The 12,945-nt window shown below is 32.2% G+C and carries 11 protein-coding genes and 1 pseudogene; 6 read left to right on the top strand and 6 right to left on the bottom strand.

The annotated features are described in order from the left end of the window. Window positions 1–13 precede the first annotated feature (13 nt). The 3 genes from ACVCXO_RS08260 to ACVCXO_RS08250 all read left to right on the top strand — a co-directional run bounded on the left by ACVCXO_RS08260 (window position 14) and on the right by ACVCXO_RS08250 (window position 5,173). Window positions 14–1,783 (top strand): RagB/SusD family nutrient uptake outer membrane protein, encoded by a 1,770-nt coding sequence (locus ACVCXO_RS08260; protein ID WP_452229123.1) that lies wholly within the window; start codon window positions 14–16, stop codon window positions 1,781–1,783. A 17-nt stretch (window positions 1,784–1,800) separates the two neighbouring features. Further along, the gene (locus ACVCXO_RS08255; RefSeq protein WP_452229122.1) at window positions 1,801–3,492 is read left to right on the top strand and encodes a hypothetical protein; all 1,692 of its coding nucleotides are present in this window, start codon (window positions 1,801–1,803) and stop codon (window positions 3,490–3,492) included. Between the two features lie 103 nt (window positions 3,493–3,595). Then, the gene (locus tag ACVCXO_RS08250; RefSeq protein WP_452229121.1) at window positions 3,596–5,173 is read left to right on the top strand and encodes a sulfatase family protein; all 1,578 of its coding nucleotides are present in this window, start codon (window positions 3,596–3,598) and stop codon (window positions 5,171–5,173) included. 90 nt (window positions 5,174–5,263) lie between these two features. On the opposite strand, the pseudogene ACVCXO_RS08245 reads toward ACVCXO_RS08250, so the two are convergent. The 6 genes and pseudogenes from ACVCXO_RS08245 to ACVCXO_RS08220 form a co-directional block, all read right to left on the bottom strand. Then, a pseudogene (locus tag ACVCXO_RS08245) lies at window positions 5,264–5,800 on the bottom strand (formylglycine-generating enzyme family protein); the annotation flags it as partial. A 12-nt stretch (window positions 5,801–5,812) separates the two neighbouring features. Continuing rightward, complete coding sequence (locus ACVCXO_RS08240; RefSeq protein WP_452229120.1) at window positions 5,813–6,007, bottom strand: hypothetical protein; 195 nt, start codon at window positions 6,005–6,007, stop codon at window positions 5,813–5,815. Then, entirely contained in the window at window positions 6,008–6,211 is a 204-nt protein-coding gene (locus tag ACVCXO_RS08235) for an SUMF1/EgtB/PvdO family nonheme iron enzyme (protein WP_452229197.1), read from the bottom strand. A gap of 90 nt (window positions 6,212–6,301) precedes the next feature. Continuing rightward, a complete protein-coding gene (locus tag ACVCXO_RS08230) occupies window positions 6,302–7,921 on the bottom strand; it encodes a solute:sodium symporter family transporter (RefSeq protein ID WP_452229119.1) in 1,620 nt (539 codons plus the stop codon). Between the two features lie 171 nt (window positions 7,922–8,092). After that, window positions 8,093–8,911 carry an SMP-30/gluconolactonase/LRE family protein gene (locus ACVCXO_RS08225; protein WP_452229118.1) on the bottom strand — a complete coding sequence of 273 codons (819 nt, stop codon included), beginning with the start codon at window positions 8,909–8,911 and terminating at the stop codon, window positions 8,093–8,095. Between the two features lie 13 nt (window positions 8,912–8,924). Beyond that, window positions 8,925–9,671 carry an SDR family NAD(P)-dependent oxidoreductase gene (locus ACVCXO_RS08220; RefSeq protein ID WP_452229117.1) on the bottom strand — a complete coding sequence of 249 codons (747 nt, stop codon included), beginning with the start codon at window positions 9,669–9,671 and terminating at the stop codon, window positions 8,925–8,927. A gap of 279 nt (window positions 9,672–9,950) precedes the next feature. Between ACVCXO_RS08220 and dgoD the strand changes: the two genes are divergently transcribed. From dgoD to ACVCXO_RS08205, 3 genes are all read left to right on the top strand, one after another. After that, a complete protein-coding gene (dgoD, locus tag ACVCXO_RS08215) occupies window positions 9,951–11,108 on the top strand; it encodes a galactonate dehydratase (protein ID WP_452229116.1) in 1,158 nt (385 codons plus the stop codon). 102 nt (window positions 11,109–11,210) lie between these two features. Continuing rightward, the gene (locus tag ACVCXO_RS08210) at window positions 11,211–12,158 is read left to right on the top strand and encodes a 2-dehydro-3-deoxygalactonokinase (RefSeq protein ID WP_452229115.1); all 948 of its coding nucleotides are present in this window, start codon (window positions 11,211–11,213) and stop codon (window positions 12,156–12,158) included. Next, window positions 12,151–12,798: a bifunctional 4-hydroxy-2-oxoglutarate aldolase/2-dehydro-3-deoxy-phosphogluconate aldolase gene (locus ACVCXO_RS08205; protein WP_452229114.1), complete on the top strand. Its 648-nt coding sequence runs from the start codon at window positions 12,151–12,153 to the stop codon at window positions 12,796–12,798. The genes ACVCXO_RS08210 and ACVCXO_RS08205 overlap by 8 nt, the downstream gene beginning before the upstream one ends. Window positions 12,799–12,945: the final 147 nt, after the last annotated feature.

Below are 12,945 nucleotides of genomic sequence, written 5' to 3'. Positions count from 1 at the left end.
AAAACTTAGAAAAATGAAAACATATTTAATAAAAATAGCAGCATTTGTTTTTTGCCTAGCAATGGTACAATCATGCGAAGATTATCTTGAAGAGACGAACCCAAATGAAATTTCGGCAGACACCTTTTTTCAAAATTTAGACGAGTCAGAAACAGTATTAACTTCAGTTTATGGAGCCATGTTAAATACTTGGATTGTATCTGCTAGAGAAGAATCTTGGCGATCAGATATGGCCTTTCCAGGGATTAGATCTGGAAATATTAGAGCTGATGCATTAAATATTTATGAGCACGTTATTAATGAAGATAATGATTTTATAAATCAACGATGGGATGCGTTGTATCAAGTAATATGGAGAGCCAATCAAGTTATGGATGGTTTAAATAGTATGGATGCAGATTTACAAGCAGCAGACCGTTGGACAGAACAAATGGCTCAAGCCAGATTTTTTAGAGGCTTAGCTCACTTTTATTTACACGCTTTATATAACGAAGGAAGTATAGTAATAAGAGACGTTATACCAGCAACACAAGCAGATTTTTCTAAACCATTAAGTACTTCAGAAGAAGTAATGACATTTTTTAGAGACGATTTAGTATTTGCTTACCAAAATTTACCAAATACATTTCCTCAGAAAACAAGAGTAACAGCAGGTACAGCAGCTACTATTTTGGGAACAAGTTATTTATATTCGGCTTCAAATAACCCAGCAGATTATCAAATAGCAAAAACGTATTTCGATGATGTAATTAATGGGCCTTATGGTTATGCTTTGGTTCAAGATGCTAGTCTTATGTTCACAGAAGCTGGAGATTTTAATTCTGAATCTATTTTAGAAATTAATTATTCTCTCGATCAACAATTGGAAGAATCGCAGTTTGATGAAGAAAGTTTTAATATGAGAAATGGTAGATTCTCCTCGCCACAAGATGCTGGAGGTTCTAGTTTTAATCAGCAATTTACAGCAGCAGCATGGTTGATTCATGCGTATGCTAACGAGCCATTAAACATGGCTGATCCAAGAAATACAGTAATAGATAGAGAGACAGGGTTAGCTAGAACTAGAGGTGTATCACTTAGATCTTCTGCTATGATAGCAGTAGTTAACGATCAAGACACAGAGTATTATCAACAACCATCTGCAGCCATAGCGCAAAACTTTGGTAGCTCGCAAAGAAAATATGGTTATTTTAAAAAATACACTAATCATGATATTGCTACTAACGAAAATGACACGGGAGGTACAAGTTGGAAGTCTGGTAAAAATGTAATCATGAATCGTTTAGCAGATGTCTATTTAATGTATGCAGAAGCTGTCCTAAAAGGAGACAATAATATAAGTGGAGCAATAGATTTAATAAACCCTATTCGCCAACGTTGGGGTTTACAATTGCTAGATGCTAATGTAAGTTTAGCAGATGGTACAGCATACACAGAAGATTCTCTTATGGATCATTTAATGTATGTAGAGCGCCCATTAGAGTTATCTGTTGAAGGTGTTTCAACTAGAATTGTAGATTTAAGACGTTGGAATGTTGCTAGTGATAGATTTAACAATTTATCTACACAATCCTTTTACGTAATAGGTTATGATTATTATGACGACGAAACATCTAGTACGTTATCAAGAAATAGTTCTTTAGTACAAGCAGGTGTGAGTCCAGATTCAACAGAAGATCCACAATTAGTACAAGAATATACAGGAGCTGCACAGTTTTATTCTAATGGCTATTTTCCAATACCAACAAGTGAAACATTAAGTAACAATTCAGTTTCAAACTAATTTTAAAAAGAAGAAAGATGAAAAAAATATTTATTATTTCAGCATTGATACTGGCGTTTATAGTTAGTTGTGAAAAAGATGATTATGAAGCACCTTATGGCGATTTTTCAAGTCTATTATGGACTACAACTGAAGGTTTTGAAGAATCTGATTACGTCTCAGCTTTAAACAATTATATAGGTTTTAGAGATGTCTCTGAAAATGCATTAACACATAGTTGGCATATACCTTCTACAACTAATTTGCTTAATGGAGATTTTAACGCAGAGCAGGATACGGTTTATACAAATTTTATATCTTCTGCAGGACCATTAGCATCTAGTCAAAATCATATTAATGTTATTTTTAGACAACCAGGAGTTAAAGAAATAGAGCTAAGAAATACCTTTAGAGATTCTGTTGCAGAATCTGTTTTTAGTGATGGAGTTTGGAAAGTAAACAAAATCTTTACAGTGACTGTTTTTGATGACATTAAACCTATGTTTAAAGTTATGAAAGGGACAGAAGAAATACTATCTGTAAGTGAAGCAGATATGCCTAGTGAAGCAAATGCTGCGTCATGGCCAACCATAACGTTAGAAGCTGGAGAGCAGTTAACTTATATAGACCTAACAATAACAGGAGATCCTGATGGAAGAACTTGGAGCTTTAATGGAGGATCCATGGATACTAGTGGTGGAGAGTCTGTAAACTTATCATACAATGGATTAGGTAACTATACTGCAGGTAGCATAACTTCAAAAAGAAATGATGCAGCTAAGCCTGATGGTGAAGCTACTAAAATTATTCCTCTTAAAATAGAAGTTATACCTTCTACACAACCTTTTATATTAAATGGTATGATAATAGAAAATGCTTCTGATGTTATTTCTTTTAATGTAACAGGAGAAATAGAAACACTAATAGGTGAGGAAGGTAATTTTACTGTACATGTTGTTAATGCAGCTGCAACTCCTATGTTCGATCAAAATATTGCAGTACAATCTGCAACAGTAAACCCTTCAGACGCTACACAAATAGATTTAGTGTTGTCTGCACCAATTTATAATTCAGATGTTATTACAATAGAATATACAGCAGGAAACATTGGATCTGTTGATTTTAGGGTATTAGAGAGTTTTGGTACAACAAACGTATTAATGCAAAGAGGTGAAAATGTAATTACAGGATCAGGAATGGGAACAGGATTGGACTATACAGGTTTCGAAGTAGAAGCAAGTACAGGTAATTTACTTAGAAAAGGATACGCAGAAGGTTATTGGGTTGGTAACACTAATAATACATTTCTTAATCTTTCTAGAACAACAGATCTTTCAAATAGTGGGTCTGCTTCAATGAAATATGAAAGTCCATCAGGTATTACAGATGTAAGATTGCAAGGGACTTGGTTTACTAATGGAGCAAAATCAACATATGCAATAGCTACATTACCAGCAGGAGTTTATGATGTATCTTACATGGTTTATTTAGAACCAGGAAATACAATGCTAGGTTTTGAGACAGAAGTACAAGGAGGCGCAATTACTGCTTGGGATATTTCTACTTTACCAAGAGGAGAATGGGTAGAAGTAAGAAATACAATTTCTGTAGACGCTTTAACTAATAAAAAGTTTGATTTAAAAATAAATGCATCAGACAATGTTGGTGTAACTGGAGAACAGATTATGTATTTCGATGATTTAAGTTGGAGAGCATTAGAAATCAGATAATAGATACGGACTTTTTAGTCAGGTTTTAAAAAAAAAACGGCCTCATTGTAGGTAGTTCTTTTTTACTTTATTTGAAATAATTATAATAATTTAAAAGCTAATTATGTTAAGAAAAAACTATCTAAATTTAGTCGTTTTATTAACCTTTTCAATTTTATTAGGTTGTAAATCTGATAAAAACAAAGAAGAAGTAAAGCAGGTTGGAAAAGTAAGCGCTATTAATAAACCAAACATTATTGTCATCTATTTAGACGATTTAGGTTATGGAGATTTAAGCGCTTATGGCGCAACAGAATTGCAAACTCCAAATATAGATGCAATAGCTTCTGGAGGTGTAAAGTTTACTAATGGTTATGCATCTTCAGCAACATGTACGCCAAGTAGATATGCTATACTTACAGGAATGTATCCTTGGAGAAATAAGAAAGCAAAAATCCTTCCGGGAACCGCTCCTTTGTTAATTAGTACAGAGCAGCAAACGCTACCAAAAATGTTGAAAAGCCAAGGTTATGATACTGCAATTGTTGGTAAGTGGCATTTAGGTTTAGGAACCGGAGTTGTAAACTGGAACGAGCGTGTTTCTCCAGGACCTAATGAGGTCGGTTTTGATGAATCTTACATTTTAGCAGCAACACAAGATCGTGTGCCAACAGTTTATATAGATAATGGAAGCGTAGTTGGTTTAGATAAAAACGATCCAATTTCTGTGAGTTACAAAGAGAACTTTGAAGGAGAACCAACTGCGGTTTCTAATCCTGAAATGGTAGATATGAAATGGCATCATGGACATAATAACAGTATTGTAAACGGTATTGGAAGAATTGGTTATATGAAAGGTGGAGAAGCTGCTAAATGGACAGATACAGATATGGCTGACCATTTTTTAGTAAAGGCTCAAGATTATGTAAAGACACATAAGGATAAGCCATTCTTTTTATACTATGCAATGCAACAACCACACGTACCAAGAACACCGCATCCAAGATTTGCTGGTAAATCTGGTTTAGGACCAAGAGGTGATGTGATTTTAGAAGCAGATTGGTGTATTGGTGAATTTATGAAAACCTTAAAAGATGAAGGTGTTTTAGAAAACACATTAATTGTCTTTTCTAGTGATAATGGACCTGTACTTAATGATGGTTATTATGATGATGCAGTAGAAAAAACAGGAAAACACGATCCTAATGGTGGATTAAGAGGAGGTAAGTACAGTATTTTTGAAGCGGGAACACGAGTACCATTTATAACGTATTGGAAAGGGAAAATTAATCCAGGTGTGTCTGACGCTGTTGTTTGCCAGATGGATTTATTAGCATCTTTAGCTAATTTAGTTGGTACAGAAGATACTACAACAGATAGTAAAGATTTTCTAAGTGTTTTAATGGGAGAATCTAAAGTAGGAAGAGAAAACCTAATTATTGAAGCCACAGGAAAAACAGCATTACGTCATGGAGATTGGTTAATGATTCCACCTTATAAAGGTAAAAATTTTAGAGAAAAAGTAGGAATAGAAGTAGGCAATTTACCAGAGTTTCAACTTTATAATTTAAAAGAAGATGCAGGCCAACAAAATAATTTGGCAAAATCTAATCCTGAAAAATTAGAAGAATTACTTCAAATATTTGAATCCTTAAGAGGTGAAGGATATGATAGAAATGTAAAAGAAGTTATCTTTAGATAAAAACAAAAAAAAACACTCAATTCTAATTATAGAATTGAGTGTTTTTAATTAAAAGAATTTTAAGCTATTGCTATTAAGGTATTCGTTCTATTATTTTTTAGATAACATATCTACTGTCGCTACAGTTCTAAAACCTGTATGATCAGCCCCAGAATCGGCACTCATTCTCATTTTTGCTGAAATTCTAAAACTTGCACAATAAGAAGCATTACATAAAAAAGAACCGCCTTTAATAACATATTCTGTAGCAAAAGGATTAGTTGCTGTATATGTTTTTGAAGCTCCTTTAGGATTATCTAAAATTTCATTATCTGTTAAGGTTTTGTAATAATTAGTATTGAAAAAATCACTGGTTAATTCCTAAACATTTCCAGACATATCATATAAACCAATCGAATTAGAATCATAAGATTTTACTGGAGATATATATTTAAATCCGTCAATAGGATTATTTATAGATGGAAATGTACCTTGCCAAGTATTTGCTTTTTTATTAAGTAACTGTGGGGCGTCTCCCCAAGTAAAAATAGCATTTGTGTTTTTTCCTTGCGCTGCAGATTCCCATTCCGCTTCTGTAGGTAGACGTCTATTTGCCCATTTGCAATACGCTAGTGCATCTTCGTAGGCTACATGTACTACTTAATTATCTTGTCCTTTTATAGAAGAATCGGGACCTTGTGGGTGTTTCCAATTGGCTCCAATTTTCCATGTCCACCATTGTCCATAGTTTTGCATGTTTACTAAAGCGTTTACATCTTTATTAAAAATAAGACTACCAGGTTGTAATATAGAATCATGCGGTTTTGGAGTGTTTTCTGGTAATTGTGTTTTCATTTACTCCCAATCAATTTCACGCTCGGCAACAGTAAGATAATCTGTAGCATCAACAAAAGCTTTAAATTGTTTGTTGGTTACTGTGCTAACATCAATAAAAAAACCATCCCCTTTTACATTATGAGATGGTTTTTCTCTTAACATTGCATATTGATCACCATTTTTTCCGCCTTGCAAGAATATTTTTTCTGGCACCCATAGCATTCCCACTGGAGTTTTAACTGTAACTTCTAATTCTTGTTTTAAATTGCTCTTTAAAACGCTGTTTTACCTCCTTAACTGATTTCTTATTCATTATTTCGCAAAATATATATAGATTCCTAAAACAATTGTACAAATTACCACAGACATTGGTTTTAAAAACTTCCAAGGTGTAATGTCAACTTCTTCTGAATATTGTAGTATAAACTCTTCTTTTCTGGGTGAAAGTTTACCAATTATTAGCATTATCATAATATTTAGCACAAATAGAATTGCCATAATATGAAGAAAGTGTGGGTATGTGTTACCTATTACTGTTTCAACGCCATCAACCATTTCTACAACATTAAAAGTAGGTTTTATTAAAAACTGACTTATGGAGTACAGAATAACACCGGAAAATAAACCAACTTTGGCAGCTATAGCAGGCACGAATTTTGTAGTATAACCAACAACAACTATTGTTAAAATTGGAATAGAGTAAGTACCATTAATTTCTTGTAAATATTCAAAAACACTTCCAGCATTAGCAATAAAAGGTGCTACCATCATAGCTAATATTGCTAGAAAAATACCAAAAGATTTACCTGCCTTTACTATTTGTTTTTCTGTAGCTTCTTTATTTATATATTCATTATAAATATCTATACCAAATAAAGTAACACAACTGTTTAATGCAGAGTTAAAAGAACTTAAAATAGCTCCAAATAAAACAGCTGCAAAAAAACCAACTAATGGTTTAGGTAGCACTTCTGCCACTAAAGCAGCATAAGCTAAATCTGGTTTTTCTAGGCTTCCATTAAAAATATAAAATGCAATAACACCTGGTAGTACTAAAATTAAAGGTCCAAGAATTTTTAAAAAAGCACCATATACTAGTCCTTTTTGTCCTTCGGCTAAATTTTTAGCACCAAGTGCACGTTGAATAATAGCTTGATTCGTTCCCCAATAAAATAAGTTAACTAATAACATACCTGTAAATAGAGTACTTAATGGGACATAAGAATCTTCTGACCCAGTAGAATCAAATTTTTCTGGATGCGCATTAACCAAAGTATCTATACCAAGAAACATATCTCCATCTCCAATATAGCACAATCCAAAATATGGAATCATTAAACCACCAATAATTAAACCTACTGCGTTAATGGAGTCTGAAATTGCAACTGCTTTTAGTCCTCCAAAAACAGCATAGATAGAACCTATAACACCAATAGCTATAACTGTTAACCATAACGATGCACCTTTGGATATACCAAATACCTCAGGGACATCAAACATTGTGTTTATTGCTAGTGCTCCTGTATATAAAACTACAGGTAAAAAGATGGTAACATAACCAGATAAGAAAAGTCCAGAAACAATTGCTTTTGTAGTTTTATCATATCTGCTTGCAAGAAACTGCGGTATTGTTGTAATTCCTCCTTTGAGATAACGTGGTAATAAAAACATAGCAATAATTACCATGGTAATTGCTGCTATAGTTTCCCACGCCATTACTAATATTCCTTGTTCATATGCCTGACCATTTAAACCTATAATTTGCTCTGTAGATAAATTAGTTAAAAGTAACGAGCCAGCTATTACGATACCTGTGAGGCTTCGTCCTCCTAAGAAATATCCATCAGACGAGCTTTCGTCAGTATTTCTAGTTTTTAAGTAAGATATTACAGCTACTAGAACTGTAAATCCAAAAAATGTTAAGAATTGCATAATTTATTAGTTTAGTTAGTATTATGTTATATTTTTTTTGTGGTTTCCATGGTTAACTAAAGCAAAAAAACTTTTTTATTTATGATAGGTAATAATCAGTGTAGACCTTATGATATGGCTAATAAGTTAGCTTGCATGGGTGTTAAAAATAATTTTTGAATGTTTTTATGTTTAATTGTCACTTAATTGGATATAAAACAATGCACCTCCATAGTTTTCTTTACTAGAATCATTTTTAGCAGTTGTTATATATAAGTTAGATTTATTATCGAAGCAACATGATGTAACATTGTCACATGGTAATTTCATGGAGTCTATCTTTTCTCCAGTTATTGGATTCCATTTAGATATACATCCACCTCCCCATTCTGCAATCCATAGCATACCATCTTTATTAATACACATGCCATCAGGAAACCCGTCACCTTTCAATTCTACAACGTACGCTATAAATTTGACGTTGCCAGTTTCTAAATCATAAGCATATTTTGCTACTTTTTTTGTTGGTGTATCAATAAAGTAAAGAAACTTATTGTTTTCTGAAAAAGCTAATCCGTTAGAAATAGTAGTGTTTTTGATAATGGTTTTATATTCACCTTTATAATATGAGTAAACATTTCCTACACCATCTTTAACTTCAGGATATCCCATCGTTCCAATGATAATTCTTCCGATTGCATCTTGGATGCCATCATTGTATCTTACCAAGTTATCTATATCAATTTGAAAAGCGAACTTTTTTTGTAATGTATTAAAATCAATTTCAAAAAAACCATTTTTAGAAGACACTAGAATTACTTTTTTTGCTTTGAAAAAAATACAACTAACGGGCGAATCCAGTTTTACGCTTAGAATCTCTTTAGTTATTGGGTTATAACAATAAACTAAACAATCTAATATGGATACAAAATAAAGAAGATTGTTTTCGTTATCATAAACAGGGCCTTCCAAAAGCTCTGAATTAGAATGAAAAATTAAAGTAGGAACCATAAAAAAAAGTTAGTTATATATATTGACCTGCTGTTATTCTTATTTTAGAACCTGTTGTCATTGCAGAATCATCAGAAATTAAGTACATTACTGCTGGTACGGGGTCTTTAGGACTTAACATACGTCCCATTGGTATAACATCTGCAGCTTCCTTTTTTAATTCTTCTGCACTTATTCCTTCTCCTTTTCTTAATTCTAATTCTCCTTCAGTATGTGTCCAACCCATTACAACATAATTCGATCGAATTCCATATTCTGCATAATGATGTGCAATATGTCTTGAAAGCGTGTAAAGCGTTCCTTTGGTAAGTGCATAAGCAGTTCTGTCTTTTTCACCATAATCCATATGAGCAGAACCAAAAAATATAATAGAACCTGTTTTAAGTTCTACCATAGATTTTAAAACGTGTTTAATTAAAAAATATGGTGCTTTAAGGTTGATGTTAAAAACACTGTCATAAACATCTTCTTTAGTTTCTAATAAAGAAGCTTGGGGTGTTATTCCAGAATATAAAACTAATGCGTCTATACTTCCAAATCTTTTTTTAGTTTGAATTACAAAATTTTCTAATTCATTAGTAGAATTCAAATCTACTTTATGAAAATAGAGTTTATCTTCCGCTTCTAAAGATTGAATAAGTTTATTAGCTTCATCTGGATTTCTGCTACAAAAAGCAACATTGTAGCCTTTTTTTAAACAGGCTTTAAGGATCTCTTTTCCTACTCCTCTGTTTCCTCCAAGTATCATTACTGTTTTCATAAATATGAATAATTTTAGTTATGTAAACTTCTGAATATTCTATTGTCACTTTGTATTTTAGAGTCATTTAAATGTTTTTCTCAGTAAAAAATATACATATATTGGAATTCTTTACCGTTCATTATAGAAAACAATAATTCTTAGATAATAAATTTAAAAACCATTAATTTACTCATAGCTACAAATAGATTACTCTAAGAAACTTATTTTTGTTTATGATATTTAACCTTTGACCTAATAGGATAAATGAAGAAAATTTACTTTTAAAAATAAAATCAAATGAGCGATTTAAAAATTGTAAAAATAGAATTATTCAAAGTACCACCACGTTGGTTATTTCTTAAAATAACGACTCAATCTGGTATTATAGGTTGGGGAGAACCAGTTGTTGAAGGAAAAGCAGATTCAGTAGCCGCTTGTGTAAAAGAATTAGAAAAATTCTTAATTGGTCGTGATGCAAGTAAAATAGAAGATATCTGGCAAGTTTTATATCGTGGCGGATTTTATAGAGGTGGTGCCATTTTAATGAGTGCTATTTCAGGTATTGACCAAGCTTTATGGGACATAAAAGGGAAACATTTAAATGTGCCTGTTCATGAACTTTTAGGAGGAGCTGTTCGCAATAAAATGAAAATGTATTGTTGGATTGGTGGAGATAATCCAGACGTCGTTTTAGAACAAGCACATCAAAAAGTAAAAGATGGTTTTAAAGCAGTAAAAATGAATGCTACAGGGGCCATGGAATGGGTGTCTTCTATAAAAGATGTTAAAAAAGTTGCGCACAACATAAAACTATTACGAGAAGAATTTGGTTACGATTTAGATATCGGTTTAGACTTTCATGGTAGAGTTCATAAACCAATGGTAAAACGATTGATAGACGAGTTAGCACCTTACGAGCCTATGTTTATTGAAGAGCCTGTTTTAACTGAAAACAATGATGCTTTAAAACACATATATGGCTACACTAGCATACCTATTGCTACAGGAGAACGTATGTTTTCAAGATGGGATTTCAAAGACATATTACACCAAGGCGTTGTAGATATTATTCAACCAGACTTAAGTCATGCAGGTGGTATTTCAGAAGTTAGACGTATTGCTACTATGGCGGAAGCTTATGATATTACTTTGGCACCACATTGTCCTCTTGGTCCAGTTGCATTAGCGTCTTGCTTACATGTGGATTTTGTATCTGCAAATGCAATTATTCAAGAAAGCAGTATTGGTATTCACTATAACAAAGGCTATGATATCTTAGATTATATGTCTAATCCAGAAGTGTTTGACGTTAAAGACGGTTATATAGAATTGTTAAAAAAACCAGGTTTAGGTGTAGAAATAGATGAAGCTAAGTTACGTGAAGCTCAAAAAATAGGACACGATTGGTCTAACCCAATTTGGAGGCACGAAGACGGAAGTTTTGCGGAATGGTAATATTATACCAAATGTATTTCCGATTATAAAAAAAACGAAACACAACACCTGTTTCCTTACAAAGAAAGTAAACATCATTAAATTTGCCTAGAATATTAAATAATGAACGTACCAAAATATTTTATTAGTTGCGATTGGGGAACAAGTAATTTTAGATTAACTTTAGTTAAAGGGGAGTCTTTAGAGATTATTCAAGAACATGGTACAGAAAAAGGTATTAAGTTTTTACACAAAGAATTTTTAAAACAAGATGAACTTAGTCAAAAAGATTTTTTTTCAGATTATCTTTTAAGTCAAATTCAAGTATTTCCAAAACAATATCAAAACTGTTTAATAGTTTCTGCCGGTATGGTAACTTCTAATATAGGATTATATGCTATGGATTATGCCGAGATTCCTTTTGGTGGTAATGGAGAAAAATTTGTATCAAAAAAACTGCAATTAAATTATGGCTTAGAGATTTTACTCATTTCAGGAGTTAAAAATAATCAAGGCATGATGCGTGGAGAAGAAACCCAGGCCATTGGATTAGAAGAGCATATTAAACCATATAAAGAAGCTATTTTAGTTTTACCTGGAACGCACAGTAAACACATAACTTACAGTAAAGGTTATTTTACAGCACTTAAAAACTATATGACTGGCGAGCTTTTTGAAATTCTTTCTCAAAAAAGTATTTTATTAAATTCTATTATTAAAGTAGATAAAGGCGAAATTATGGAAACCACTTTTTTGGAAGGTGTTAAACTTGGTTCGCAAGGAAAATTAACAGAGCGTTTATTTTCTATTAGAGCTAAAGATTTATTTAACACTATAACCAAGGAGGAAAATTACTATTTTTTAAGTGGATTACTCATTGGAGACGAACTTTCATATTTAAAAAATGAATCAAAAAAAGTATTGGTTGCTTGTCATTTTCCATTGGCTAACTTGTATAGATTAGCCTTAAATGAAATAATAGGTGAAAACAAATATGTGCTTTTCGAAAATGAAATTGTAAACAAAGCCATGTTAATTGGACAACAAAAAATATTAAAACAATATGATTAATACTTCTTTTTCTTGGGAATTATATAACAAAGCACCAATTGTTGGAATAGTTAGAGGACTACCAACTGAAATGGTTAAAAAAATAGTTGAAGCTTATTTAGCTGCAGGATTACACACCATAGAAATTACAATGAATACCAAAGGTGTATCAGAAATAATTGAATATTTGACAACAGAATATCCAAATCTTAATGTAGGTGCGGGAACGGTTTGTAATATGGACGATTTAAATAAGGCTTTATGCGCAGGTTCTCAATTTATTGTCACGCCAATTATTAACGAAGAAGTTATAAAAGCATGTGTTTCCAAGGGGATTCCTGTTTTTCCTGGTGCTTATTCACCTACTGAAATTTATAGAGCATGGGCATTAGGAGCTTCTGCAGTGAAAATTTTCCCAGCCACACAATTAGGTACTCAATACGTAAAAGATGTTTTAGCGCCTTTAAATTCAATAAAATTATTGCCAACAGGAGGAGTTTCAAAAGAGAATATAAAAGCCTTCTTTGAGGCTGGTGTGGTTGGAGTAGGAATGGGGAGTTCATTATTAAATAAAAAATGTATTCAAGAAAATGATTTTATTGGGCTAAAAAATCATTTTATCTCTATTAAAAATGAGATAAAAGACTTTGTGAAAGATTAATACATCTGTTCTTTATTGTTAAATTTTAGGACTACAGTTTTTAATTTTATTTCTATAACCGTAAGATTATGGGCGTTTTTCTTTAATAAATATTAAGTGTTTCTAATATATTCTAAAATCTAAATTAAAAGATTTTTTTATAAATAT

Source organism: Lacinutrix sp. MEBiC02404 (assembly GCF_053601575.1).
Note: the sequence above shows the minus strand (reverse complement) of the source record. Positions and strands in the feature narration are given on the sequence as shown.